Here is a 26735-nt window from a genome sequence, read left to right on the forward strand (position 1 = left end):
TTTTGTTAGTCGCCCTTTTTAGATGCAGTCAAAAGCCTGGTTAGTCGAGGGCGCGGTGCCCTCACCGCTCGGGGGACACGCCGCAAGTACGTCCTTGTAGGCTCGGTGGCGGCATCCATGCCGCCACACGGTCCCGCAATCGGTGAGGGCACCGCGCCAGACAGTTGGTCGGTAGTCTGATGAAAGCCTGCCTGTTGATCGCGTTGCGCTTTGCGTTGCGAAGCTGATCGGCCGCAGCGTTATCCAAACAACACACCATGCCTTGCTTGCAACCATGCACACCGACCACCTCAACTGGTCCTTGCCCGCCCACCGGCGCGGGACCTTACGCGGCATGGATGCCGCGTAAGAGCCTACACGGACGTACTTGCGGCGTGTCCCGCGATGGTGGGCGAGCAAGGGCCCTGCAGCCAGACCGCAGCCCTGAGCACTACGTTTTGCCAGTCATTCCAAAACCGCAAAACACAGAAAAATCAGCGCGACCCAAACACCCGATGATCCACCCGCAACATCACCAATCGCAGCCGCGTCCACGCAAGACACAACCCGGCAAGGATGCCCAAGGTATCGGCCAGCGCATCGTAGGGATCAGCACTGCGATTGGTCGTCAACGCACCTTGCGCAATTTCGATACCGATCCCCAGCAACACCAACCCGAACGCCGCAAACAACAACGCCCGACGTGTGGCGAACAACTGCACCGCACCCCAGCACAACAACGCGAACGTCAAAAAGTGCTCGGCCTTGTCGCTGTTGGAGGGTAGCTCCGGAAACTCCGGCGGTGGCCCCAGGCACACCGCAATCACCACGAAAATTGCCGCGACCCACAAACCCACCCACAACCACGGCCGATGAAACGGACGCAGCGCAGACGTTACAGCCGCCATGTGAGATCGCCTGCCAGAAATGCAGGCGCAAAATCGACATCGCGCGCAAAGCCCATCACCTGGAATCGCTCGCCCATTTCGCTGGGCAAGGTCAAGCGTTTGATCTGCTCGCGCAAGCGCATGCGCCCCACTTCATCGGTGCGCGTATCGGCCTGCGCCAGCAACGCATCCAGACCGTTGCCGAGCAGAAAGCTCGATTGCGTGCAATAACCGGCCAACTCGAAACCGGCCCCGGTGCCGGCCTCGGCCAATGCCGTGAAGTCTACCGACGCGGTCAGATCCTGCAGACCCGGCCAGCGATACAGATCCTCATGCATGCGATGCCGGTAGAACGCACGCAAGGTGCCGTCTTCGCGTTGTGCACGATAGAACTCGCCACGCGGGTAACCGTAGTCGACAAACAACATCGCCCCGCGCTTCAGACCACCGGCCACCGCCTGAATCCAGTACGGCAACTGCGGCAGCAACTCCGAGCGATAGCCATCGGCAAACGGCTGCTGCAGATAGCGCTCCAGATGACGCACCGCTGCACCCAGCAACGCATCGGCCGGCTGCTCGCCACGTGCAAACTGCTGCTGCGCATCCAGCACCACGGTTTCCTCATACACCTCGCCATCGCGCAGCGCGAAGCGCGGCGTGGGCAATGCATCGATCACTTCGTTGGCGAACAGCACCCCGTCCCAATCGTCCGGAAACGGTGCATCCAGCCACTCGACCAGATCGAACACCGGCGGTATCAGCGTGCGCCCCAACCGCTCGCGCTGACGTTCGCGCAAGTCTGCACTGGGCTCCAGAATCGCGTAACGCTCGGGCAGCGCATCGAGCTCGAGCAGGCGCTTGAGCGTGACTTCGGCAAATGCGCCGCTGCCACCGCCTACTTCGAGCACACGGGCACTTGGGCCGAGCTGCTGCAACACCGGCGCCAACGCACCGGACACGGTCGCTGCGAACAACGGCCCAAGCTCGGGCGCGGTGACGAAATCGCCGGCCTCGCCAAATTTGCTGGAGCCGGCGCTGTAATAGCCAAGACCCGGCGCATACAGCGCCAGCTCCATGAAACGCGAGAACGGGATCGCACCGCCGGCAGCGGCGATTTCGGCGCGCACATGCGCAGCCAGGCGGTCGCTGTGCGCCAAGGCGTCCGAATCGGGAGTGGGAAGGTCGGCGTGCATGCGGGCACCGGTTGCGGGGACAATGCACAGGATAGCCGAGCCCTTCGCAACGCCGAGCGAGTACGCCATGACAGACAGTTCCAAGGTGGTCTTGATCACCGGCGCAGGCCGCCGTATCGGCGCGCAGATCGCCACCACCCTGCATGCGGCTGGCTACCGCGTGGCCTTGCATGCGCACCGCTCCGGTGAGGCGCTCAGCGCGCGCGTGGCCGCGTTGTGCGCGCAACGCGCAGGCAGCGCGCTGGCCTTGCACGCCGATCTACGCTTGCCGGAGGCACCAGCGCAACTGGTCGCCGACTGCATCGCCGCGTTCGGCCGCCTGGATGGCGTGGTCAACAACGCCTCGGCGTTCTATCCCACCGCGCTGGGCGAAGCGACCGCAGCGCAATGGGACGAGTTGTTTGCAGTCAACGCGCGCGCGCCGTTCTTCATCGCCCAGGCTGCGGCCGCACAACTGCGCCAGCACCACGGTGCCATCGTCAACCTCACCGACCTGCATGCCCAGCAGCCAATGCGCAATCACCCGCTGTACGGCGCGTCCAAGAGCGCGCTGGAAATGCTGACCCGCTCGCTCGCACTGGAACTGGCACCGCAAGTGCGCGTCAATGCGGTGGCCCCCGGCGCGATTCTGTGGCCGGAAGAAGGCAAGTCTTCCGACGCCAAGCAGGCCCTGCTCGCGCGCACGCCACTGGCACGCATCGGCACGCCCGAAGAGATCGCCGAGGCAGTGCGCTGGTTGCTCGATGAAGCCAGCTTCGTCACTGGCCATACCTTGCATGTGGACGGTGGCCGCCAGCTCAGTTGAGCAACTATCCAGCCGCCCAGGCGCGCTGCCGCGCACGCTCGCTCCATGTGCGCTGCGGATGACGCGCTGCCTGCAGACTCGACCATGACGGTTCCGGGCGGCACCTTCCACGCCTGCCTACGACGATCCGCAAGCGTTGTCAGTCACGCCTTGCCCGTACTGCAGCGCTGCGCTACTGCGCCAAAGCCGCCGCGACGGGGGCCGCATCCAGCTCCACCGTCGTAAACGCGGTGCCGTGTTGCGGATGCGCCTGCCATAGCGCCGCCAGCGTCTGCCCGCTCAACGGGTCGATGAAATCGGGTGCGATATCGGCCAGCGGCTTCAACACGAACGCATGCTTGAGCTCCGGCCGCGGAATACGCAGATGCCCGGGCCCTTCAATGATGCAATCACCGAAGAACACCACATCCACATCCAGCGTGCGGTCACTGAAACGCGGGCCGCTGCGGTCGCGGCCGTGCGCGTCTTCCAGCGCATGCAGCCAATGATCGAGCGCGTGCAGATCCAGATCGGTGTCCAGCACCACCGCGTTGTTGACGAAGTCCGGCCCATCGAAGCCCACCGCCGGCGTGCGGTACGCAGGCGACACGTCGAGCTGGCCAAAGCGCGCGCGCAAGGCGTCGACGGCCAAGCGCAGGTAGTGGGTCGGCTGGACATTGCTGCCGAGGCTGAGAAGCACGGTGGTCATGCGTTATTCGCGCATGCGGCCGGCGTGGGCGTCAACTGTTGCAATCGCGGCGCAAATGCACGAGGACGCATGCGGAGCCCGAAAAAGCCTGGATCAGGCCATTTCGAGCGCGTGCGACACCGCACGGAACACCCGGCGCATTTCCAGCGGCTTGCGCAGCACATGCACCGGGATATCCGCCGGAAAGTGCATCCGCTGCAGCGGCGCGCCGACATCTTCCAGCACGATCGCCGGGCCCTGATAGCCGAGCTCCTGCATGCTCAACAGCACGCTCACGGCCGAGAGCAGAATGATGTCGCTGTCGATGATCACCAGGTCGGGCATGGCGTGTGGCTGCACCAGTTGCAGCGCGGCCGCGCCATCGGTGGCCAGCTGCGGCTGATAGCCCTGGCTGGACAGTGCATTACCCAGCAGCGACAAGCGCGTGGCTTCGCCGTCCACCAGCAGGATGCGTTGCCCATGGCCCAGCGGCAGCGGCGGCTCGGTGTCGGCAATCGCCACCGCGTTCGAGCGCATCGGCACCAGCATGTCGAAACGCGTGCCCTCGCCCAGCCGGCTGTCGACCAGGATGCTGCCGCCATAGCTTTCGATGATGCGCTTGCACGAAATCAGCCCCAGCCCGGTGCCATCGGCCTTGGTGGTGAAGAAGGGGCTGAACAGGCGTGCGCGGGTTTCATCGCTCATGCCCACGCCGGTGTCGGCCACGCTCATGCGCACGCGCGCATCGTCATGGCGATCGGCCGACAGAATCAATGTGCCGCCACCCGGCATCGCCTGGATCGCGTTCAAGCCCAGGTTGAGCAGGCATTGCTGCAGTTCGGTGTAATTGGCCTCGATGGTCAGATCCAGGGCGATCGTCTCCATCTGCAGGCGCACGCCATCGGGCAGGCTGCTCCTGAGCAGCATCTGCACGCCCTGGAACAGACTGGCGACGGACACCTGCTCGCGCGGCTTGTTGGAGCCGCGCACGAACGAGAGCATCGACTCGGCCATCTCATGCCCGCGCCGGCCGCACTCGGCCACCACCTTGGCCAACTGACGCAGCTGCGGGTCGTCGGTGCGCCCGGCCAGCAGGTCGGGCACGATCAACAACGGCTGCAGGATATTGCGCAGGTCGTGACTCAACCCGGCCGCCAGCATCGCCAGGCTTTCCAGCCGCTGCGCGCGCATCAGCTCGCTCTCTACGCGCTGACGTTCCAGGTCGGCACGCGCTTCGCGGATCGCGCGGATCACCGCACTCGGCAAGCGGGTCGGGTTGTGCTTGATGATGTAGTCGTTGGCACCGTCCTGCAGCGCCTTGACCGCAGTCTCCTCGCCCATTGTGCCGGAGACGAAGATGAAGGGCGTGGCGCCGTTCTGGCGCACCAGACGCAATGCCTGGTGGCCGGAAAACCCGGGCATGCTCAGATCCGACAGCACGATGTCCGGCTGGAATTCATCCAGCGCGCTGCGCAGCGAGCGTTCGCTGTCCACGCGCTCGAACGCCGCGTCGATGCCGGCATCCAGCAGCTGATCGGACAACAGCTCGGCATCTTCCGGTGAATCTTCCACCAGAAGGATCTTCAGCTGCTCCAGTTTGCCACCCTCTTGCAGCATGGTTCAGTCCAGCTCCGGTGCCTGATTGATGACCGCCCAGAACGTGCCGAGCGTCTTGACTGCATTGAAGAACTGATCGACATCCACCGGCTTGACCACATAGGCATTCACGCCCAGGTCCCAGCTGCGGGCCAGGTCGCTCTCTTCGCGCGAGGACGACAGGATCACAATCGGCAAGCGCTTGAGCGTCTCGTCGCCGCGCACCTGCTTGAGCACTTCCAGGCCATCCAGCCGCGGCATCTTGATGTCCAGCAGCAACACCGCCGGCAAGCCTTCCTCGCGATCGGCGAACGCGCCACGACGCAGCAGGTAGTCCATGGTTTCCACACCGTCTTCGACGTGCACGATGGGGTTGGCCAGGCGGGCTTCGCGCAGGGCGTCAACCGCCATTTCTGCATCGGCCGGGCTGTCTTCTGCCAGAAGAATGGTACGGATGGCACTCATGCATTGAACTCTTGGTTGGGCGCTTCATGCGCAGGGGGAAGCACAAAATGGAACGTGGCGCCTTCGTCGACAACGCCCTCGGCCCAGACCCGGCCGCCGTGGCGCGTCAACACGCGCCTGACACTGGCCAGGCCAATGCCGGTACCGGCGTATTCGCTGGCCTTGTGCAGACGCTGGAACACACCGAACAACTTTGCGCTGTACTCCATATCGAAGCCGGCACCGTTGTCGCGCACGCTGAATTGATGGCCGCCGTCCGGCAACGGCCGGTAGCTGACCTCGATCTTGGCCACTTCGCGCTTGGCGCTGTACTTGACCGCATTGCCCAGCAAGTTCATCCACAGCTGGCGCATCATGTTTTCGTCGGCCACCAGCACCGGCAGCGGGGCGATGTGCCATTCCACACGGTGACCGGTGTTTTCGCTCTGCACGCTGGAATCCAGGATCGCGCGCGTCTCCGACACCAACGACTGCATGTCCACCGCCTGCAGGCGCAGCGCACTGCGACCCAGGCGCGAATACACCAGCAGATCGTCGATCAGCGACGCCATGCGCCGCGCCGAGCTGCTGATCACTTCCATGTAGTGACGCGATTTCTCGTCCGCCGCATCGCCCAGATGACGCGCCAGCTTGTCCGAAAAACCGGCCACATGCCGCAACGGTGCGCGCAGATCGTGCGAGACCGAATAGCTGAAGGCTTCCAGCTCGCGGTTGATCTCGGACACCTGATCGACCTTGCCTTCCATCTGCCGGTTGAGTTCCTGGATGCGCTGCTGCGAGGCTTTCTGCAGGCTGATGTCGCTCACCGTCATCAGCACCACATCTTCGTCGTTGGTATCGGGCAACGGCATGCGTCGCGCGTTGATCAACATGGTGCGCAGCACGCCATCGGCGCCGCGCTGCTCATGTTCGTAATCCCACAACTCGCGGTCGCGCAGCAGCACGTCGGCAAGCCGCTGATGAATCTGCGCATCGCGCCACACGCCCTCGCCCACGTCCTCCAGCGACATCGATTCGTTACCGCGCTCTTCCAGGCCATACAACTCGGCGAAGGCCGGGTTGTGCAGCATGATGCGCTGTTTGTCATCCAGCAGCACGATCGGCTCGCGCACGGTCTGCAGCACCGAACTGGCGCGGCCATTGGCACGCAGATATTCCTGCTCGGCCGCCAGGCGGCGGCGGATCTGCCGCTGCAGCAACCAGATCACCGTGGCCAACAGCAGCAACTGCACCGCCAGCGTCCCCCAGCTCAGTACCGCGTAATGCGTGCGTTCTTTGGTGGCGCGCGTATTGCGCAGTTCCAGCAACTTGCTTTCGGCGCTTTGCAACTCGTCGATCAACAACCGGATCGGGTTGTTCAAGGTCATGTCATCGATCAGCGCACGGATCAGCGTGGGATCGGTCGCCACGGCGATACGCTCGGCCAGCAGCAAGCGGCGCTCGATCGTGCTCTGGATGCGCCCCATCCGCACTTGCTGAGCCGGGTTGTCCTTGGTCAGCACGATGAGCTGATGCACCGCCGCCAGCGCTTCACGCCGGCCACGCCGCATGCGCTCCAGCAAGGCAGGGCGCACCACACCATGCGAGCGCATCAACGCCGCCGATTCGGTATCGCGCATCGCCGCTTCCAAGCGCTGCGCGGTCTCCTGCACGTCCTGGCTATGCGAGACCCACACCGCAGCCTGATTGGCGTTGTGCGCCATCTGCTGCAACAGCAACGAGGGCACCACCACAATCAGGAACACGGCAACTGCCAGCAAAGGCAGGCGCCAGCGATCCCATCTGTCTGCTTGGACCGTTGTCTGCATTACTCGATCTGTATCCGCTCGCTGCAAGGACCCGAAGGCGCGCCGGTATTATCCCCGACCAGACCCAAGGTGAGATTAATAATTCAGATTTGTCACGCCGATCTGTGACATAGCTGAATGGGCATATCATAAGTGCAGCAAACGTGAAAATGGTGAGAGCGGGCGCCACCTGTCGGCTGGCCTGCGACACACCAACAAAAAAGGCGCACTCCGTAGAGTGCGCCTTCGTGCTCAGGCCAACCGCCTCGTCGCGGCGGCCCGGCATCTATGACTGCGATTACTTCTTCGCAGCAACAACCTTCAGACCCACCGACTTGACGCTCTTGACGCCTTCGATGCCCTTGGCCACAGCCACGGCCTTGTCGTGCTCGGCCTTGGTCGCGACCGAACCGGTCAACGTCACGATGCCGTTCTTGGTCTCGACCTTGACGTCGGTACCCGACACGTTGTCGGTGGCCAGCAGATCGGCCTTCACCTTGGTGGTGATCCAGGTGTCGGTCACCGGCTTCTTGGACTCGTCCATGCTGGCAGCGTGGTCCTTGTGATCGGCATGTTCCTGCGGCGCCGCGAATGCCTGCGAGGCACCCAGCGTCAGGCCGAGCGACAGCGACAAAGCCAGCAACTTGCGTGCATGCGTCATGTTCTTCATCCGATACCCCTTCCAGTGAATGTGGCCGCAGTCTGCAGTGGCGCTCGTCGTGCAGGTGTGACTGCCGGATGCAGAGGTTGTGAACCTGGCGCACACGGGTGTGTGCAATACCATGGACGCTTCCTCAGTCGTTGCGATGAACCGTTTTCAATGCCTAAACCGTTCAATCTGGCCGTCGTCGGCTATGGCTATGTCGGCCGCACATTTCATGCCCCGCTGATTGCCAGCACACCGGGTTTGCAGTTGCACAGCGTGGTGTCGTCCAAGCCGCAACAAGCGCAGGCCGACTTCCCCGACGTGGCCGTGCTTGCCGATCTGGAAACCGCGTTGGCCGACCCCGCGCTCGATGCGGTGGTGCTTGCCACGCCCAACCAGACCCATGCGCCGTTCGCCTTGCAGGCACTGGCCGCCGGCAAGCACGTGCTGGTCGACAAACCCTTCGCACTGGATGCCGCGCAGGCGCGCGAGGTGGTGGACGCCGCTGCAGCGGCCGGGCGCATCGTCAGCGTGTTTCAGAACCGCCGCTGGGACGCAGACTTTCTCACCGTGCGCCGGCTGATCGACGAAGGCCAGCTGGGCGAGGTGGTGGAATTCCATTCGCACTTCGACCGTTACCGCCCGCAGGTGCGCGACCGTTGGCGCGAGAGCGACATCCCCGGCGCCGGGCTGTGGTACGACCTGGGGCCGCATCTGCTCGATCAGGCACTGCAATTGTTCGGCACCCCGCAGGCAATCAGCGCGGATCTGCAACGCCAACGCAGCCAGGCACGCAGCGACGATTATTTCCATGTGACCCTGCGTTACCCGCGCCTGCGCGTGATCCTGCATGCCGGCTCGTTGGTGGCCGACAGCAGCCTGCGCTTTGCCGTCCACGGCACTCGCGGCAGTTATCTCAAGCACGGGCTGGATACGCAGGAAGACCAACTACGCGCCGGGCGTCGCCCGGGCACCGCCGGTTGGGGTGTCGACCCGCTGCTCGGCACCGTCACCCGTGTCGATGAAGAAGGCCGCGTGCACACCCATCAACCCGACACCCTGCCCGGCGACTATCGCAACTGCTACGCCGCATTTCGCGATGCATTGGCCGGTACCGGCCCGGCACCGGTCAGTGGTGCAGACGCCGTGCAATTGATGGAGCTGCTGGAGCTGGCGCAACGCAGTGCTGCGTCGGGTCAGGTGCAGTGGTTGGATGGTGCCGGCGCCACGTCTGGGGACCGCTAAAACGACTGCGCGCCCGCAAGGCAGGCGCGCATGAACTGCTTCACTCGCTGACGCGTTACGCGTCCTTGCTGCCGATCGTCGGCGGTGTCGCGGTGGTGGTCATCACCGCATGCCCACCGAACTGGTTGCGCATCGCCGCCAGCAACTTGTCGGTGAACGAATCCTTGTCGCGCGAGCGCAAGCGCTCCATCAGCGACAGCGTGATGATCGGCGCTGACACTTCCAGATCGATTGCCTCGGCCACCGTCCAGCGGCCTTCGCCCGAATCGGCCACGAACGGTGCGATGCCGGCCATGCTCGGGTTGTGCGCCAGCGCATCGGCGGTGAGATCCAGCAACCACGAACGCACCACGCTGCCATCGCGCCAGATCTCGGCGACCTGGTGCAGATCCAGTGCGAAATCGGTCTTGTGCTGCATCAGCGCAAAGCCTTCGGCATAGGCCTGCATCATTCCGTACTCGATCCCGTTATGGACCATCTTGGTGAAGTGGCCGGCACCGCTCGGGCCAACGCGGCCCCAGCCCTTGTCCGCTGCCGGCGCCAACGTGGCCAGCACCGGATGCAGCGTGGTCACTGCCGCCTCGTCGCCGCCCACCATCAGGCTATAGCCTTCCTGCAGACCCCAGACGCCACCGCTGGTGCCGCAGTCGACAAACGAAATGCCGCTGGCCTGCAACAGCGCGGCGCGGCGTTGCGAATCCTTGTAATACGAATTGCCGCCATCGATGACGATGTCGCCGGCCTGCAACAACGGCAGCAGCTGCGCCAGGGTGTCATCGACGATCTTGCCTGCCGGCACCATCAACCACAGCACCCGCGGGCTCGGCAGCGCCGACACCAACGCTGCCAGCGCATCGGCAGTGACAATGCCCTTGGCCTGCGCACTGCTACGCGCGCCCTCGCCCGGATCGTAGCCATGCACGCGATGCCCGCCGTGCACCAGGCGCTCGGCCATGTTGGCGCCCATGCGGCCCAAACCCACCATACCCAGTTCCATAATCGCTCCTCATGATCTGATCAGTGCAGGGTGCCACGCCGGGCGTACGCTGGTGTGGCGGAATTCTCAATGGATCGTTCCGCCGCGGTGCCGGCGCTGCACTGTTGCAGCTGCCAATCGATCCAGCGCCAGTACAAGGTGCTGCGCAAATTGTGCAGGGTCAGGTCGATGGCATACGGCGTGCGCGGATTGCGGTCGAGCAGTCGCGCCACGTGGTAACCGATCGGCTTGACGCCCTTGGGATGCACGTAGACCAGAAAGCCCTGATAGAACGGATCGTCCAGCAACGCCTGTAGCGTTTGCAGCTGCGCGTGTTGTTGCGCATCGAGCGTGGCGCGCAGCTGCGCATCGCGCTCGTACAACAAACGCTCGAAGCGGCGCTTGCCCCGCCCGCGCAAGTCCTTGGCCAGTTCCCAGATCTGTCGATTGAGCGCGTCGTAATGCGCAAAGCCGCCGTGCTGCGCCAACGCCTGCGCCGCCGCATCGCTGACATCCACCACCACGAAGTTTTCGGCCTGGTTATGGATGTCGTCCAGATACGACTTGTCGAACACATGCGCGATAAACCCCGGCGCACCGACAAATCCCTGGCGCCCCAGTTGCGCGGTCTTGACTGCCTTGCCGTCGGCAAAGAATTCGCCGGCATGCGCACCCAGCAAGATGCTGTCGGTGTCGTGCAAGGTCAAAAAGGTACCGATCGACAACTCGCCGGGCGTAAACACCTGATCGAATCCGGCGTCGCCGTACAGCTCGCGCTGCGTGGCCAGCTGCGCCACCTGGCGCCCCACCCCGCATTCGGAGCGCACCTGGCCGCTGTAGAACGCATCCAGCGCCTGCGCATTGCTGCCACGCGGTTGATAGCCGCGCCCGAAACTCTTGAATCCACTCCAGCCCTGCGCAGCGGCGCCACGCCAGCCGAAGCCGATCCAGCCCAGTTGCACGGCCGAAAACCGATAGTGCGGGTTGTCTTGCAGCTGCGTCACCGCACGCCGCGTGGCCGCGCCGACTTCGAACGCGTAGGCGCACTGCGTGGCGGAATCGTCCAGCAAGGCCTTGAGCGATGCCCCGCGTTGCTGCGCATTCCAAGTGACCGGAAGCGTCAGCTGCAGGTCGCCGGCGGCGCGTGCCTGCGCGAGCGAGCCGCGCGTACACGGTTCTCCGCGTTGGATCACCGGCGCACTGACCGCAGCGCTGCGGATGTCCCAGCCCAGGCGCCGCAGCAATGCTTCGACGCAGTCCACCCCTGCGGCGTTTGCTGCCTCACTTGGCGCGGCAACGGCGACCTGCAGCAATTGCGCAGCCACCAGGGCGATTACGCAGACCAGTGCGGTAACGCGGTGCCGCGATGCAGGCGTTGCGGCGGTGGGCACGACGTCTTTACGCACAGATGTCATGGACAGTGCCACTGCACGCTGGGGCCGCGTCACTAACGCACACAGCCCGATGCAACAAGTGCGCAATCAACGCATCGATGCGATGTGGTGTGGATCGACAGCACGGCGCTGCACCCTCATACGTAGAAAAGCCCCGGCATGACCGGGGCTCGTCGATTCAATTCAGCAGATTCAGCGACGCTCGCAAACGCGCTCGACCTGACGATTGCCATTGGCTTGCTGGCGGTTGCCTTGAATCGTGCGACCTGCAGCGCCACCGGCCACTGCACCGAGTACGGTCGCGGCTTTCTTACCGTTACCGCCACCCACCTGATTACCCAACAGGCCACCGACCACGGCGCCGGCAACGGTGCCGCCGATGCGATTCGGGTCGGTTGCGTTCTTCTGCACTTCAACGTTCTTGCAGCGAACGCGCGTGCCGTCGTTAAACCTGCGGCCTTCGTCTGCTTCCGTATAACGGTGCTGGCGCGAATGGGTCTGGGCCTGCGCGAAGGTGCTCGTCGCCATCAGGCCGATCAAGGAAATACCCAGCAGGGAATTGCGCATCTTCATCGTGGTCTCCGTCGTTCTCGCCCACTCGGCGAGCCATGGCTGCACTCTCGCGGCTCGGTCGAGAACGCAACGTGAAGCGCGCAGCCGGCTATTCAGGTTCCGGAGCGGAGCGTGAACTCTGACGTCACGGCTGAGTTGCGGGCTCGGTCTGCGGCACGTTCGTCGGCGTGGGTGCCGGTGCAGGGGGCGGATCCTGGGCCTCGACCGGTAGCGGCGCAACCGGCGGCTGTTCGACTGTTGTGGAAGCAGACGTTGCGGCAGTGGCCGGCACTGCAGTCGCGGGCGTTGCAGCCGCTGCGGTCGGCACAGGTGCCGCCGCCGCAGGTGTGGCCGCTGCCGGATGCGGCGGTGCAACCGGTACGGGGGCCGCGCTCGCCGCGGCAGGCGCGGCCTGGGTCACATTGGGCAGATACGAGTTCAAGCGCTCGAAAAAGCGCTTGTAGAAGGCCGCGTCCTGCACCGTGGTGCTGGACACACGCACCAGCGAATCGCCCGTGCTGCCCACCGGCAGCGACAACGAGCCGAGCACGCCAACACCCACGCTGGCCGAGGTCGAGCTCTTCTTCAGTGCATAACGATCCTGCAGCGCGCTGACGAACACCTGCGCCTTGCCGCCCTCCTGCGTGGCGCAGGAAATGCGCAGATTGAGTTGCTCGCTCTGGTCGGCTTCCTTGAGCTGGAAGTTCTTGCTGCCTTCCACGCCTGCGGCATCGGCGCGCGTGACCGCGTAGCCCTGGCTCAACAACACGCGCCGCGCAGCCTCGCAAGCCTGCATCGAGGTGGCCGCCACACTGCGCGAATAGGTATCGTCGGAGTTGAACGACTCGCGCATCAGCATGCTGTCGCCCTTGCTGCCACCGCAGCCAGCCAGGGTTGCCAACGCGCCAAGCAGCGCGCCGCGCGCGATCAGGGAAGAACAAGACATAGACAACTCCGGCATCCAAAACCGGCCAAGAGCATAGCCGCAACCCATGTGCGCGTGGCGTGGCGTTGCCGGATCAGGGCAACGGCGGTTCATCCGCCGGCAATTGCAGGTCCAGCTGCAGGCGGCTACCGTCTGCGCCGATGCGCTCGGCGCGCAGATAGTGGTGCGCACGCACCGCGGCCAGCGCCACCGGCGCCCGGCACGGCTCGCCCCACAGGCTCAACGCGAATCCCAGTGCCTGCAGCCAACCGGTGAGGCGGTCCCACAGTGGCTGCTCGGCTTGCAGGATCAGGTCCAGATCGGCCGGAACCTGGGGCACCAAGTCCGGCGACTCCAACCAACGCGCGTAGCTCCCGTGCACCACTACCGGCAGGCCTTGTGCCCGCACCGCCTGCAGCAACTGCGCCGCCTGCTGCAGGTCCAGCCGCGGACGGCAATGCTGGAAAATCAGTGCGTATTCGTGGCTGCGATTGCTTTGCGTGCCGGCATGCGTCAGCGCTGCGCCCGGCCGCTGGTAGCACAGCACCCGTTCCTCGCGCAGCGTGAACAGGCTGGCGAGGATCCGCCCAAGATCCCACGCCTGCGGGATCACCCGCCCGCCGACAACGACGTTTTCCACCATCGCCACGCCGAAGCCATCCGGCCGCAGCCGCTTTCGCAATGCATGCAATACCCCGCGCATGCCGAACAGATAGCCCGCGTAGTCGGCACTGGCATACAGCTGCCCAGGCACTGCTTGGCCGCGCCAGTGGCAACCGAAATACGGCACGTTGGTCAGACACAGATCGATCGCCGCAGCAGGCGCGGTGTCGACCAGCGAGCCGACCACGACCGGCGCCTGTACGGCATGCCGTTGCAGGCGCGTGCGCGCCAGTTGCGCACGTGCAGGGTCGATCTCCATGCCATGCGCGTTGCGCCCTTCCAGCGCCGCAGCCAGCAGCGTGCTGCCGAAACCGCAGAACGGATCGAACACCTGCTCCCCCGGCGCACTGAAATGCCGTACGAACGGGCGCATCTGGTTGACCCAGCCACAGTCGCGCCCGCCAAACGGATCGACTGCGCACAGGTCATCGGGCAGTGCCCACGCGGGGTCGTCCGGCGTCGGCGTCCACCAGCTGTGCTGATCGAGTTCATCCATCGGCTGGGTCCCACAGCACATCGGCATCCGGATCCCAACCTGCGCACAAACGGCCGTTGGCGAAGAACACCAGCTTGTAGAGGTCGCCGCTCGCATGCCGCGCGTGCATGGCCGCGTAGTCGGCGCTTTCGAACACCACTTCCAGGCCGTCCTCACTGCGCATGCGCAGATTCCAGAAGTAATAGCCCTCGGTCATGCCGTCCGCTTGCCAACGCGACCACCACGGCTGCTGCATGCACTGCGCCAACAAGGTTTCCATGCCGATGCGATGCTGCGCGATATAATGCCAGGTGCCATTGCTGCGATACGCATCGTCCAGACGCGACAACTCGCGAAAGATCACCTGGCTGGCGCCACAGCTGCGCGCCCACGCGATGTACTGCGCCACGGCATCGGCACTGTCCACACCACCGCGTTGCACGATGCAGACCAGTCGCACCGGCACGCGCGCCGCAATGCCTCGTGCCGTATGCGCGAAAGTGGCCGTATCGGCAATCGGCTCGTCGGGGCGAAAGCGCATGATCGCGTCGTTGCCCGCCTGCAGCGGGTGGTGACGCGACAGCTCGATCCACGACAGGCCGAAGTCCACCAAGGCATCGATCAACTGCGCACCCTGCGCACGCGCAAACCCGGCACCATTGCTGTACAGCACGCGCTGCTCCACACGCGGGCCGTTGGGCGTTGTTGACAAGGTGTGCAGCAAGGCCTGCAACCAAGCCGGATCGTCGGTCATCTCCAACCCGGACAAGGAATACGACAACGGCACCTTGTGCAGCAGCTGCAACGCAGCGCTCAACTGTGCGAAATAGTCCCGCCCCGGACGCAACATAGCTGCGGCCAGGCCGCCGCCGTGCTGGCGCAGGTTTTCCGAACAGAAACCGCAGCGCGCCGAACACGGCCGCACCGACGCATACGGCGTAAAGGTGATCGGCAACGCCACCCGATACGCGCGCTCGCCGATGCGCAGCGCATGCCATCGGCTTGTCTCGCTCTGCTGCGGCACGCGCCGCCGCAGGCTGGGCGCCGCAGCACGCAGCCCGGCCAACAGTGGCGATGCAGACAGCAACGAAGCCTCGTCGATGGAAGCGTCCATGACGCTGCCTGCGCGCCGAACGTCAGCGACGCGCGGCGTCGGCACGCGCGCGCACCTGCTCCAAGGTCCACTCCTGCTGCATCACACCGTTTTCCCACACCGTCACCAACGCATCTTCGCTGTCCGCGCTGGCGGCCACTTCGTCTAGCAAGGCGCTGCGATAACTGCCATCGTCGCGATCGCGCAATAGCGTCAATCGACCACGCTTGCTCTGCTTGCCCTTGTCGGTGATCGGGTCCTTGTAGACATCGATCCATTGCCCGTCCACACGCACCGCCGAGCACTTCAACGCGAACTTCTGCGTGTCGCGGTCCACCTTCTGCAGCAACGCACCGCCCATGCCGAAGGCGACGTTGTCGGCGGCATACCCGGCGGCAGTGATGCGTTCGAGAATGGCGTGCAGCGATTGCGGATTGATGCCATCGCCCTGGATCACCCGCACATGGTTGAGCACCTTGTAGCCCTTGCCGTTGCGCTGATGGCCGAAGGCTTCGTCCAGCAGCAGCAGGCACTGTTCGACCACGTCCACCGGGTCGCCGGAATCGGGGCGGATCACCACCGTCGCGCCCGAGGCAATCACCTCATCGCGCAGCGTGGTCCCCCAATGCTCGCGAATCGCTTGGTAGATGTCGTAGCTGTCCGACACCACTGCGACCAGCGAGCCGGGGCGCGCGAACTGGGTCAGCATATTGCGATACGCATCCACCTCGCGCTCGCGGCCCCAGCTGGTGATGGTGCTGTGCTCGGCGGCGGGAATCGAAAACCCCGCCACCGGCGTGTGGTAATGCGCGCGTGCCAGCAACAACGCCGACAAGGTATCGGTGCCGAGGAAATTCACCAGATGCGCCGCGCCACCGAGGGCGGCCGAGCCAAGACTGGACACGCCACGCGCGCCAAAGTCATGCAGCTTGAAGGGCAGCTGTCCTTCCGGGTCGTCGCTGGTGCGCTCCAGGTAATCGCGCACGATCTGCTTCACCTGCCAGCTCACCGTGGCCACCGTCACCGGGTACCACACGCGCAGCAACAAGGTTTCCAGATACGACGGCACCCAGAACGCCTTGGCGTCGGTGGATTCGATGGTCATCAACACGTTGTGCGTGGGCACCACTACGCCTTCGGGCACGGCGCGGATGCGGATCGGCAACTGGCCGCCAAGACGGTCGACGATATCGCGCCAGCCGGCTTCGTTGAACGGCTCGCCATGCGCGGTCAATAGTTCCTTCGCATCCTCGATATCGGCGTGCGTCACCGGCCGGTTGATGGCTTCTTTCAGGATCGACTGCAGGCCGAAGAACACGGTCTGGTCGTACACGCCACCGCGCGATTCCACATAGAAAAACGCCGCATCGGTGCCGGGCGGGTATTGCAGCCAGTGGCTGGCCTTGTAGCTGTCGGTATTGAGCAGCAGGTTATCGAGGTAGTGCATGACGGAAGCTCCTTCGCGTCGAGTGAACCAGCGGTCTATCCGCCGGCGGGAGGTCATGGTTCAAGCCGACACACGGTGCGAGCGGCTGCTTGATCGTCAGCAGCAGCACGCAGCAGGTGGTGTCGCTCTCAGCCACGGCCCAGGAAAAATTCAAGAATATGCAGATGGTCTTCGTACAAGCGCGGCCCCATCGCCATCACTTCGGCGATCGGAATCCAGCGCGCCTTGTCGGCGTCGTCGCCGCCGCGTACCGCAGGCAACTCGCCGGCCGGAAATTCGAAATGGAACGCATGGGTGATGGTGCGTCCACGCAGGCTGCGCTCGGGATGATCGAACACCTGGCGCCCGCGCAATGACCCCTTGAGCACAGGCACCGGCACCTTGAGCCGGGTTTCCTCGCGCAGCTCGCGCATGCAGCCGTCCAGCAGACCTTCGTCCTGGCCGATGAAACCACCCGGCAACGCCCACAACCCCTTACCCGGCTCGGCGCGACGACGCACCAGCAACACATGGCCCGAATGCACGACCACCGCATCGGTGGTGACGAAGGTCGGCGCATACGGCGCGTCCTTCCACGCGGCGCGGTATTGCTCGATAAAACGGTACTCGGCCACCAACTGCGCATAGCTCGGGGAGTTACGTCGAAACGCTTCCAGCATGTCGTACACCGGCGCCGGCACATTGCCGCGCAACATCAGCAAGCCACCGTGGAAACCGATCTCGCCGGCTTCGAACAGATAACGACGCAACTCGGTGGCCGACAGCGTGGCGGTGTGTTGCACATCTTCCAGCGGCCACTGCGGAAACTCACGCAGGTAATAACTGCTGGCATCCTTGTCCATGCCGATCATACCGATGCGTGCATCGAGCGTGCCGCCATCGGCCTGCACGGCTTCCGCCACATGACGCTGCACGTCGGCGATCCACAGGCTTTCGTTATAGAGATGGTCGCGCAATGGCCGCACTATCAACCGGGCGCTCTCGCCCGGCAACGCGGACTCGATCATCACCGCGCGTTCGGCAACGGTCCACGGATTGCGAATGGTACGGGGCGTGTCGGCAGAGCCGATCAACACAATGAGCTTGTTCGCCTTGCCCAGCGCGTGGCGGGCGACGGCGGCGTGGCCGTTATGAAAGGGCTCGAAACGCCCGATAAACACGAGATAGTCGTACTGCGGTGCCATGAGAATCCCTCACGGTTGAGTGGTCAGCCAGCGGTCTATCCGTTGGCTTGCTGCAAATGCTACGCCGATGTGCGGCGGCGTCAAGCCTGCGATGCAGCGATGCATAGTGATCTATCGGTCATGCCAGCTGACTAGACTTGGCAGTCTGTCCTTATCAGGAATTCGCCTGTATGCCACGCCAATCCACACGCCAATCCCTTCGCGTTGTGCCACGTTGCTTGCTCGCTGCACTCGCAGTGCTGTGCATCGCAGTATCTGCATTGGCCGCGCCTGCGCCTGCACCACTGCGCGTGATGTCGTTCAACGTGCGTGTGCCGGTGGATACCGACGGCGACAAACGTTGGGAGGTACGACGCACGGCGATGGTCGCGCTGATCGAACAGCACCCCGATGTCTTCGGCACGCAAGAGTTGGTCAAAGAACAGGCGCAGTATCTGGCAGCACAATTACCCGATTACCGCTGGTTCGGTAAAGGCCGCCGCGCCGATGGCAGCGACGAACATATGGGGGTGTTCTACGACAGCCGTGTCCTGAGCGTGGTGGAATCAGGCGACTTCTGGCTGTCCGAAACGCCTGAAATTCCCGGCAGCAGCAGCTGGAACACCGACCTGCCGCGCATGGCCACCTGGGCGCTGTTCGAGCGCCGCAGCGACAAGCGCCGCTTCTATCTGTTCAACACCCACTTCGCTCACCGCGACCAGGACGAAGCAGCGCGCGAGCACAGCGCACGCGTGATCCTGTCACGCATCGCAGCGTTGCCTGCCGGCATTCCGGTGGTGGTGACCGGCGACTTCAACAGCGATCCCGACAACGGCACCTACCGCGCGCTCACCGCTGTACTTGGCGATGCACGCGCACATGCGACCAAGCGGCAAGGCCCGGAGAAAACCTTCCAGGATTTCACCACCCACCCGACCCGACGCATCGACTGGATCCTGTTCCGCGGCCTCACACCGACGCGTTTTTCCACATTGGATCAGCGCCCCGGCGGCGTGCTGCCGTCAGACCACTATCCGGTGCTGGCCGAACTTGCCTGGCCTCAGTAACATCGCGACAGCCCGTGTCCCGCGATGCTAGGTGGGCAAGGCCCTGCAGCCAAGCAACAGATCAACAATCAAAGCTCAGGTCGTCGAGGGCTCGGTGCCCTCACCGCTCGCGGGACACGCCGTGAACCCCTCCCTGGGGGCTCGGTGGCGGCATCCATGCCGCCACACGGTCCCGCAAGCAGCGACACCGCACCAGAGAGTTATTCGGCTGCTATGTTGAAAGCCGGCTGGTGATTTCCTTGCGTTGCGAAGCTGATCGGATGCGCAGTTATCCAGACAACGCGTCATGCCTTGCTTGCAACTCTGCACACCGAGCATCTCGACTGGTCCCTGCCCACCCACCGTCGCGGGACCTTACGCGGCATGGATGCCGCGTAAGAGCCTACATGGACGTACTTGCGGCGTGTCCCGCGACGGTGGGCGGGCAAGGGCCCTGCAGCAAAACCACAGGTCATCCGCTCTTAAAGCTGCTCTTAGTCGGCATCAAAAAAAAGCCACCGCATGCGGTGGCTTTTCTTGCACTACAAACAATCCACCAAGATCAATCAGCCCAACGTCCCGGCGCAGTCGACTGCGGCAACACCTGCGCCGATAACGGCTGGTCCTGCGACAGCAGACCCAGCGCGTCGGCAATGATCGCGGCCGATTCATGCAACAACGGATCCGGACGCTTTTCTGCGGCCTTTTCGCGTGCGGTGTCCTTGACGATGTCGCGCTCGTTGCCGGTCAGGCCGTCGTCGCTGTCTTCGGCAAGCGGGTCCAGCGGCAGGCCCAGCTGCTTGCGCACCTGCTGACGATCCTTGCGCTGCTGATCCTGCTTCTGACGCTCGGCAACGCGCTCGGCTTCGTTCAACGAGATGAACTTCTTGGCCTTCTCATCGCGGAACTGCTTGACGTCTTCTTCCCACCACTGGAATTCCTTGTCGGTGGCGATACGCGCGGTATGCAGGCCCTGCAACTTGGGCAACAGCGGCGCGAAGTTGCCGTACTGGGTATGCGGCGCGGCGGCGATGCGTGTCCACGGCAGCGCGTTGTCGTAGGTGCTCTCACCGAACTCGGTAGCATCCACACTGGCCGGGAATGCGATGTCCGGCACCACGCCCTTGTGCTGGGTGCTGGAACCACTGACGCGGAAGAACTGCGCAATCGTCAGCTTGACCTGACCATAGCGCTGACCTTCGGCAGCCGGCCAACGATCAAGATCAACGATGTTCTGCACCGTGCCCTTGCCGAAGCTGGTCTCGCCGATCACCAACCCGCGGCCGTAGTCCTGGATGGCGCCGGCAAAGATCTCCGATGCCGATGCCGAACCGCGATTGATCAACACGCCCAGCGGGCCGTCCCATGCCACCTTGGGATCGCTGTCGCCGTTGACGGTGACGCGGCCGCCGGATTCGCGCACCTGCACCACCGGGCCTTGCTGGATGAATAGGCCGGTGAGCTCGATGGCTTCGTCCAGCGAACCGCCGCCGTTATTGCGCAGGTCCAGCACCACGCCGTCGACCTTGTCGGTCTTGAAGCCGGCCAGCAGCTTGGCCACGTCGCGCGTTGCCGAGGCATAGTCGGCCGCATTACGACGACGGCCTTCGAAATCCTGATAGAAGCCCGGCAACTTGATGATGCCGATACGCCGTTCCGGCTCGCTGCCCTTGGCCGGCAACGTGATGGTCTCGCCCTTGGCGGCCTGCTCGGCCAGACGCACCTTCTGCCGGGTCAGCGTCACGGTGCGGTGCTTGCCGTCGATACCCGACTCGGCCGGGATGTACTCCAGGCGCACCTGGGTGTCCTTGCTGCCGCGGATCTTGGCGACCACATCGTCGATGCGCCAGCCGATCACATCTTCGATCGCGCCATTCTTGGCCTGGCCCACGCCAACGATACGATCGCCCGGCTTGAGCGTGCCATCCACTGCCGCCGGACCACCCGGGATCACCTCGCGGATCACCACCATGTCGTCCTGCTTCTGCAGCTGCGCGCCGATGCCTTCCAGCGACAACGACATCTGCTGATTGAAGGTCTCAGCGGTGCGCGGGGTGAAGTAATCGGTGTGCGGATCGACCGCATTGGTATAGGCGTTGACGAAGAACTGGAACACGTCCTCGCCCTTCAGCTGCTTGACCGAGTCGGCCAGCGAGACGTAACGCTTATCGAGCGTCTTACGAATGTCGTCAGGCTTCTTGCCGGCCAGCTTGAGGCGCAGCCAATCGTTCATCACCGACTGCCGCCACAGCACGTCCAGCTGCTTGTCGTCTGCCGCCCACGGCACGTCCTTGCGGTCGTACTCGAACTTGTCGGTGCCGGAGAAATCGAAGTCCTGCTTGAGCAAATCGCGCGCGTACTTGACGCGCTGATCGACGCGCTTCTTGTAGACCGAAAACACCTGGAACGCCGGTTCCAGATTGCCGCCACGCAGCGCATCGCCAACGCCCGTCTGCAACGGCGCAAAGCTATCGATGTCGGCCTGGGTGAAGAACTGTTTGCTGCCGTCCAGCGTTTCCAGATAGCGCTTGAAGACGTCCTTGGACATCGCCTCGTCCAGCGTGCGCGGACGGTAGGCATAGCGGCTGTCGGAGAGCAGACCGTAGACCAGCTTGGTCGCGGTGGCCTGGTCGGGCGTGGCTGCCGCCGGCAACGCCGTATCGGCGCGTGCGAGCAAGGCCATCGGAGTGGTCAACACCAGCGCCAGCAGGCCGGCCTTCATGGACGTAGAAACGTTGTAGGTCATCGAATGGCTCTCGGCACGGGGCCGATGAAAGGAAGGCGGTGAACGGATCAGACAGCATGACAGTGCCGAAAGTTGCTGGCCTTGTCATCCGCTGCTGAATCAGCCTAGCGCCGGGCCTGTAGCGGATTGTGAACGCGACCGTACCCTGCGCGCGCAGACGCATGGCCCGGATACGACACGGCCCCGCGCTGAGCGCAGGGCCGTGTGGCTTGCTCGACTGCCAGTGCTGACCTCAGGCCGCAACGCCAGCCCCGGCTGCCTGCCGGTCGGCGTGATACGATGAACGCACCATCGGCCCGGAGGCGACATGGCTGAAGCCCAGCGCATTGCCGTAGTCCTCCAGCGCCTTGTACTCCTCCGGCGTCCAGTAACGCATCACCGGGTGATGGTGCGGCGTCGGCTGCAGATACTGGCCGATGGTGATCATGTCCACATCGTGCGCACGCAGGTCGCGCAAGGTGGCCTGCACCTGCTCCATCGTCTCGCCCAGGCCAAGCATGATGCCGGACTTGGTGGCGATGGACGGGTGCTGCGCTTTGAAGCGCTGCAGCAAGGTCAGCGACCACTGGTAGTCAGCACCCGGACGCACGTTCGGATACAGGTCCGGCACGGTTTCGATGTTGTGGTTGAACACGTCCGGCGGGCTCAACGCCAGGATCTCCAGCGCGCGGTCCATGCGGCCCTTGCCACGGAAATCCGGGGTCAGGATCTCGATGCGGGTCTTGGGTGAGCTGACCCGGATGGCCGAAATGCAGTCGACGAAATGCTGGGCACCGCCGTCGCGCAGGTCATCGCGATCCACGCTTGTCACCACCACATACTTCAGGCCCATGTCGGCCACGGTGGTCGCCAGGCTGGCCGGCTCGCTGGCGTCCGGCGGCTTGGGCCGGCCGTGCGCCACATCGCAGAACGAGCAGCGCCGCGTGCACACCTCACCCAGAATCATGAAGGTCGCGGTGCCATGGCTGAAGCACTCGTGGATGTTCGGGCAGCTGGCTTCTTCGCAGACCGTGACCAGGCGGTTTTCGCGCAGCTTGGCCTTGAGGTTCTGCACCGCGTTGCCGGACGGAATCCGCACGCGAATCCAAGACGGCTTGCGCAGCACCGGCGCATCGACGAACTGCACCGGCGAGCGATTGATCTTGTCGCCACCGATCTGCTTGACGCCGGTCTGCAGCGGCGCAGGCGCGGCGGTGTCGCCGGAGACGACCTGCAAGGGGATGGAACGGGCGATAGGCTGGGTCATGGCAATAACGGGCGCTCAGGCCGGAAGCGAAAGGTCGGGCAATGCGGAAACAGGCTGCAACACGAGACCGAACTGGCGCGCCAGCTGATCGAGCAGCACCGCCTTGACGGCGTCCATCCCGGAAGGGCCGCCCAAGTCTAGCACCGAGGTCACTTGCAGGCCCTGGTAGCCACACGGGTTGATGCGGTGAAACGGCTCCAGATCCATCGCCACGTTGAACGACAAACCGTGGAAGGTGCAGCCGCGCCGCACCCGGATCCCGAGCGCGGCGATCTTGGCCCCGCCCACGTACACGCCGGGCGCGCCCTCGCGGCGCTCGGCGACGATGTTCCATTCGTCCAGGGTGTCGATCAGCGCCCGCTCGATCTTGCACACGTAATCGCGCACGCCGATCTTGAGCCGGCGCAGGTCCAGCAGCGGATAGACCACCAACTGGCCGGGGCCGTGATAGGTGACCTGGCCACCGCGATCGACCTGCAGCACCGGGATGTCGCCGGCTGCCAACACGTGCTCGGGTTTGCCGGCCTGGCCCAGCGTAAACACCGGCGCATGCTCGACCACCCACACCTCGTCGGCAGTGTGCTCATTGCGCGCATCGGTGAAACGCTGCATCGCACGCCATACCGGCGCGTAGTCCTGGCGGCCGAGATCGCGCAGTTGCGTCGGCAGGACCGGAACCGCTGCCAGCACAGGCTCGGCCGCTACAGCGTCCACTTCACTTCCGGGTGTTCGCGCAGCGCCTGATGGGCGGCATCGAACTGCGCCCGGTCCTCTGCGCGAAAGCCGATCCGGATGGACACGTATTTGCCGGTGGACGAATGCTTCCAGCTGATGCTTTCTTCCAACAACTCGACGCCAGTCGCGGCGAGCAGACGCGGAAGTTCGGTTTCCAGCCCGCGTTCGGCCGCACCCATGGCGGTGAGCTCGAAGGTGCCGGGAAACTGGAAGCCGTGATCGGGGTTGTCGGAGCTGATTTCCATCCGCCCATTATCGGGCCGCTGGCGGGCAAACCCAAGCCTTCAGCTGTCGAGCTGATGAGCTTGTTGCTGCCAACAGCCGGGTGAGGGGCCCCAACGTTTTAGCAAAACACTGCCATTACAGTCCCGGACCAAACACATCTACTTGCTGGTGATAGTTCTCTACAGGACAGCACAAGCAGAGAATGCTCCAGCTCCCGGCACATTCACGCGGCGCAGCAGCGGCCGCAGGCACCTTTGCCGAACACCGTCCTTTCCTACCTTTCCAGGCCCTCCATGCTTCGACCGCGCGCGTTGTCTGCTTCCCTGCTGCTTTCTCTTACCGGGCTGTCGATGCCGGCCCTGGCGGCTGATCAATGCGACTCCAGCAGGCTGGGACGGACCCCGCCGGCGGTGAATTTCCGGGTCGACAACGATTTGTTCGGCGGGGAGGATCAGGACCAGGGCTATTCCAATGGCGCGGTGCTGACGCTGGTGTCGCCCAACCTGGTCGACTACACCGACGACCCCTGCCTGCCGCGTACCGCGCGCTGGGTCAACGGTTATCTGGAACGTTTGCATCCGGGCGAGTTCGACCAGCAGAACATGGTGTTCTCGATTGGCCAGGGGATCTTCACCCCGACCGATTCCACCCGGCGCGATGTGATTCCCGACGATCGCCCGTATGCGGGCATCCTGCTGGCGAGCTTCGGCTACAACGCGCGCAACGATGCGCACCTGCGCACGACCCAGTTGCAGATCGGCGTGGTCGGCCCGTGGGCGTTTGCACAGGAAGCGCAGGATGCGATCCACGATGCGCTGGGCGATGAGAAATTCCAGGGCTGGGACAACCAGCTGCACAACGAGCCGCTGATCAATCTGGTGCACGAGCGCATGCACCGCTGGCCGGGCGATGCGGCGGCCAATGCAGACGGCTTCGGTTGGGATTTCATTTCGCACTGGGGCGGCGCGGTCGGCAACATGGCCACGCATTTGAATGCCGGCGGCGAAGCGCGCTTTGGCTGGAAGCTGCCGGACGATTTCGGCAGCACCCCGACCCGGCCGGCCGGCGAAAACACCGCGCCCAGCCGCCTGGGACGTGCCAGCGGCTGGTCCGGCCATCTGTTCGTGACCACCGATGCGCGCTGGGTGCTGCGCGACATCACCCTGGACGGCAACACCTTCCGCAGCAGCCACAGCGTGGACAAGCGCGCGTTCGTCGGCGACGTGGGTTACGGCCTGGCGGTGATGTACGGCCGCTGGAAATTCGCCATCGCCCGCTATCACCGCACCCGCGAATTCGATACCCAGCGCGAAACGCCGGTGTATGGCAGTTTCACGATCAGCCGGATGCTTTGAGGGCTGGGAATCGAGATTGGGGAATCGGGAATCGCAAGAGCAAACGCTGTGCTCCTGCATCTACCGATTCCCGATTCCCCATTCTCGATTCCAAAAAAAAAGCCGGCTTTCGCCGGCATTTTTTTACTCAGATTCCCACCACATCCAGAACGCATCCCAGAGGCGCTTGAAGAACCCGCCTTCATCGACGGCGTTGATCGCCACCAGCGGGGCCTGGGCGATGATCTTGCCGTCCAGGCTGACCTTGACGGTGCCGATCTGCTGCCCCTTCTTGATCGGGGCCTGCAGATTCTTGGCCACTTCCATGCTGGGCTTAAGGTCGTTGTAGCGACCGCGTTGCAGGCTGACCAGCAGCGGTTGAGCCACGCCCAGCTGCAATTCGTCCTGCTCACCCTTCCACACCTCCTGCTTGGTCACGACCTTGCCGGGTGCGTACAGGCTGTGGGTCTCGAAGAAGCGGAAGCCCCAGTTGAGCAGTGCCAGGCTGTCGTCGGCACGCTGGCGCTCGGACGAATCGCCCATCACCACCGCCACCAGGCGCTGATCGCCGCGCTTGGCCGAGCTCAGCAGGCAATAGCCGGCTTCAGAGGTGTGGCCGGTCTTGATGCCGTCCACCGCCGGGTCGCGCCACAACAGCAGATTGCGGTTGTTCTGCTTGATCGTGCCGACCTGGAATTCCTTGATCTTGTTGTAGGCGTAGGTCTCCGGATAATCGCGCACCATCGCGCGGCCCAGCATGGCCAGATCGTAGGCGGTGGAATGATGGCCTTCAGCGCTCAGACCGTGCGCGTTGACGAAGTACGAATCCTTCATGCCGATCTTGGCGGCGTAGCTGTTCATCAGCGAGGCAAAGGCTTCTTCGCTGCCGGCGACATGCTCGGCCAGGGCGATCGCGGCGTCGTTGCCGGACTGGATCGCCATGCCCTTTTCCATATCTTCCAGACGCGCGGCCTGGTTGACCGGGAAGCCGCTGTAGCTGCCGTCGGTGCCGGCGCCGCCCTCGCGCCAGGCGCGCTCGCTCATCATGACCTGGTCGTCGCGCTTGACCTTGCCGTTCTTGATCTCGGCAGCGACCACGTAGGAGGTCATCACCTTGGTGATGCTGGCCGGCGCCAGCTGCTGGTGGATGTTTTCACCGGCCAGCACCTGCCCGGTGGCGTAATCCATCAGGATCCAGGACTTGGACACCGCCGGCGCGGGTGCGGGCGGAACCGGGACGGCGGCCGGCGCAGCGGCAACGGCAGGCGTCGGCTGCGGCGCAGGGGTCTGCGCGCAGACCAGGCCGAAGGCGAACGTGGCCACGACAGCGGCGGCGAAGCGGAATTTCATTGAAGAACGACTCCTGACGGGCCCGAAGGCTGGGTAATGCGAAATTGTAAGGTGCGATGGCGATCAAGGCGACGCGCCGCAGGGCGTGCACGCTT

24 protein-coding genes are annotated in these 26735 nt (G+C 64.2%); 4 read left to right on the top strand and 20 right to left on the bottom strand.

Annotation, left to right across the window (positions count from 1 at the left end):
- Nucleotides 1–473: 473 nt before the first annotated feature.
- Entirely contained in the window at nucleotides 474–887 is a 414-nt protein-coding gene (locus ABS769_RS08055; protein ID WP_317061225.1) for a VanZ family protein, read from the bottom strand.
- Nucleotides 875–2128, bottom strand: coding sequence for a class I SAM-dependent methyltransferase (locus ABS769_RS08060; protein ID WP_023905133.1), 1254 nt, complete (start codon nucleotides 2126–2128; stop codon nucleotides 875–877). Before ABS769_RS08060 ends, ABS769_RS08055 begins: the two co-directional genes overlap by 13 nt.
- Between ABS769_RS08060 and ABS769_RS08065 the strand changes: the two genes are divergently transcribed.
- The gene (locus ABS769_RS08065; protein WP_104549607.1) at nucleotides 2127–2864 is read left to right on the top strand and encodes a pteridine reductase; all 738 of its coding nucleotides are present in this window, start codon (nucleotides 2127–2129) and stop codon (nucleotides 2862–2864) included. The two genes, ABS769_RS08060 and ABS769_RS08065, sit on opposite strands and share 2 nt — an antisense overlap.
- 172 nt (nucleotides 2865–3036) lie before the next feature.
- Here the strand turns inward: ABS769_RS08065 and folK are convergent, their stop codons facing one another.
- The 5 genes from folK to ABS769_RS08090 all read right to left on the bottom strand — a co-directional run bounded on the left by folK (nucleotide 3037) and on the right by ABS769_RS08090 (nucleotide 8049).
- Complete coding sequence (folK, locus tag ABS769_RS08070) at nucleotides 3037–3552, bottom strand: 2-amino-4-hydroxy-6-hydroxymethyldihydropteridine diphosphokinase (protein ID WP_317061226.1); 516 nt, start codon at nucleotides 3550–3552, stop codon at nucleotides 3037–3039.
- Between the two features lie 93 nt (nucleotides 3553–3645).
- Nucleotides 3646–5148: an ATP-binding response regulator gene (locus tag ABS769_RS08075; RefSeq protein ID WP_317061227.1), complete on the bottom strand. Its 1503-nt coding sequence runs from the start codon at nucleotides 5146–5148 to the stop codon at nucleotides 3646–3648.
- Nucleotides 5149–5151: 3 nt separating this feature from the next.
- Complete coding sequence (locus ABS769_RS08080) at nucleotides 5152–5592, bottom strand: response regulator (RefSeq protein ID WP_006452631.1); 441 nt, start codon at nucleotides 5590–5592, stop codon at nucleotides 5152–5154.
- Nucleotides 5589–7400 (bottom strand): sensor histidine kinase, encoded by a 1812-nt coding sequence (locus tag ABS769_RS08085; RefSeq protein ID WP_350498137.1) that lies wholly within the window; start codon nucleotides 7398–7400, stop codon nucleotides 5589–5591. The genes ABS769_RS08080 and ABS769_RS08085 overlap by 4 nt, the downstream gene beginning before the upstream one ends.
- 277 nt (nucleotides 7401–7677) lie before the next feature.
- Nucleotides 7678–8049, bottom strand: a complete 372-nt coding sequence (locus tag ABS769_RS08090) for a BON domain-containing protein (protein WP_023905139.1) — start codon at nucleotides 8047–8049, stop codon at nucleotides 7678–7680.
- Between the two features lie 150 nt (nucleotides 8050–8199).
- Between ABS769_RS08090 and ABS769_RS08095 the strand changes: the two genes are divergently transcribed.
- The gene (locus tag ABS769_RS08095; RefSeq protein WP_350498138.1) at nucleotides 8200–9270 is read left to right on the top strand and encodes an oxidoreductase; all 1071 of its coding nucleotides are present in this window, start codon (nucleotides 8200–8202) and stop codon (nucleotides 9268–9270) included.
- A 55-nt stretch (nucleotides 9271–9325) separates the two neighbouring features.
- Here the strand turns inward: ABS769_RS08095 and gnd are convergent, their stop codons facing one another.
- The 8 genes from gnd to ABS769_RS08135 all read right to left on the bottom strand — a co-directional run bounded on the left by gnd (nucleotide 9326) and on the right by ABS769_RS08135 (nucleotide 17979).
- Nucleotides 9326–10267 (bottom strand): phosphogluconate dehydrogenase (NAD(+)-dependent, decarboxylating), encoded by a 942-nt coding sequence (gene gnd, locus ABS769_RS08100; RefSeq protein WP_006452627.1) that lies wholly within the window; start codon nucleotides 10265–10267, stop codon nucleotides 9326–9328.
- A gap of 20 nt (nucleotides 10268–10287) precedes the next feature.
- Entirely contained in the window at nucleotides 10288–11661 is a 1374-nt protein-coding gene (locus ABS769_RS08105; protein ID WP_317061229.1) for a hypothetical protein, read from the bottom strand.
- A gap of 171 nt (nucleotides 11662–11832) precedes the next feature.
- The gene (locus ABS769_RS08110; RefSeq protein ID WP_317061230.1) at nucleotides 11833–12213 is read right to left on the bottom strand and encodes a glycine zipper 2TM domain-containing protein; all 381 of its coding nucleotides are present in this window, start codon (nucleotides 12211–12213) and stop codon (nucleotides 11833–11835) included.
- A 124-nt stretch (nucleotides 12214–12337) separates the two neighbouring features.
- Entirely contained in the window at nucleotides 12338–13138 is an 801-nt protein-coding gene (locus tag ABS769_RS08115) for a DUF2242 domain-containing protein (protein WP_317061231.1), read from the bottom strand.
- 73 nt (nucleotides 13139–13211) lie between these two features.
- Entirely contained in the window at nucleotides 13212–14276 is a 1065-nt protein-coding gene (locus tag ABS769_RS08120) for a DNA methyltransferase (protein WP_317061232.1), read from the bottom strand.
- Complete coding sequence (locus ABS769_RS08125; RefSeq protein ID WP_317061233.1) at nucleotides 14269–15369, bottom strand: hypothetical protein; 1101 nt, start codon at nucleotides 15367–15369, stop codon at nucleotides 14269–14271. The genes ABS769_RS08120 and ABS769_RS08125 overlap by 8 nt, the downstream gene beginning before the upstream one ends.
- Before the next feature lie 22 nt (nucleotides 15370–15391).
- On the bottom strand, nucleotides 15392–16795 hold the full coding sequence (locus ABS769_RS08130; RefSeq protein WP_317061234.1) for a nicotinate phosphoribosyltransferase: 1404 nt from the start codon (nucleotides 16793–16795) through the stop codon (nucleotides 15392–15394).
- Between the two features lie 128 nt (nucleotides 16796–16923).
- Nucleotides 16924–17979: a bifunctional nicotinamide-nucleotide adenylyltransferase/Nudix hydroxylase gene (locus ABS769_RS08135; RefSeq protein ID WP_317061235.1), complete on the bottom strand. Its 1056-nt coding sequence runs from the start codon at nucleotides 17977–17979 to the stop codon at nucleotides 16924–16926.
- A gap of 170 nt (nucleotides 17980–18149) precedes the next feature.
- Between ABS769_RS08135 and ABS769_RS08140 the strand changes: the two genes are divergently transcribed.
- The gene (locus ABS769_RS08140) at nucleotides 18150–19025 is read left to right on the top strand and encodes an endonuclease/exonuclease/phosphatase family protein (protein WP_317061236.1); all 876 of its coding nucleotides are present in this window, start codon (nucleotides 18150–18152) and stop codon (nucleotides 19023–19025) included.
- 541 nt (nucleotides 19026–19566) lie between these two features.
- Here the strand turns inward: ABS769_RS08140 and ABS769_RS08145 are convergent.
- From ABS769_RS08145 to ABS769_RS08160, 4 genes are all read right to left on the bottom strand, one after another.
- On the bottom strand, nucleotides 19567–21726 hold the full coding sequence (locus ABS769_RS08145; protein WP_174556036.1) for a carboxy terminal-processing peptidase: 2160 nt from the start codon (nucleotides 21724–21726) through the stop codon (nucleotides 19567–19569).
- Between the two features lie 256 nt (nucleotides 21727–21982).
- Nucleotides 21983–22996, bottom strand: coding sequence for a lipoyl synthase (gene lipA / locus ABS769_RS08150; protein ID WP_023905152.1), 1014 nt, complete (start codon nucleotides 22994–22996; stop codon nucleotides 21983–21985).
- A gap of 15 nt (nucleotides 22997–23011) precedes the next feature.
- A complete protein-coding gene (lipB, locus tag ABS769_RS08155) occupies nucleotides 23012–23710 on the bottom strand; it encodes a lipoyl(octanoyl) transferase LipB (RefSeq protein ID WP_317061237.1) in 699 nt (232 codons plus the stop codon).
- Nucleotides 23698–23976: a YbeD family protein gene (locus tag ABS769_RS08160; protein WP_006449336.1), complete on the bottom strand. Its 279-nt coding sequence runs from the start codon at nucleotides 23974–23976 to the stop codon at nucleotides 23698–23700. The genes lipB and ABS769_RS08160 overlap by 13 nt, the downstream gene beginning before the upstream one ends.
- A 273-nt stretch (nucleotides 23977–24249) precedes the next feature.
- Here ABS769_RS08160 and ABS769_RS08165 point away from each other — a divergent pair, with 273 nt between their 5' ends.
- The gene (locus tag ABS769_RS08165; protein ID WP_317061238.1) at nucleotides 24250–25311 is read left to right on the top strand and encodes a lipid A deacylase LpxR family protein; all 1062 of its coding nucleotides are present in this window, start codon (nucleotides 24250–24252) and stop codon (nucleotides 25309–25311) included.
- A gap of 123 nt (nucleotides 25312–25434) precedes the next feature.
- Here the strand turns inward: ABS769_RS08165 and ABS769_RS08170 are convergent, their stop codons facing one another.
- On the bottom strand, nucleotides 25435–26640 hold the full coding sequence (locus ABS769_RS08170) for a D-alanyl-D-alanine carboxypeptidase family protein (protein WP_317061239.1): 1206 nt from the start codon (nucleotides 26638–26640) through the stop codon (nucleotides 25435–25437).
- Nucleotides 26641–26735: the final 95 nt, after the last annotated feature.

It is taken from the genome of Xanthomonas hortorum, from assembly GCF_040279205.1.
GTDB lineage: Bacteria > Pseudomonadota > Gammaproteobacteria > Xanthomonadales > Xanthomonadaceae > Xanthomonas > Xanthomonas hortorum_F.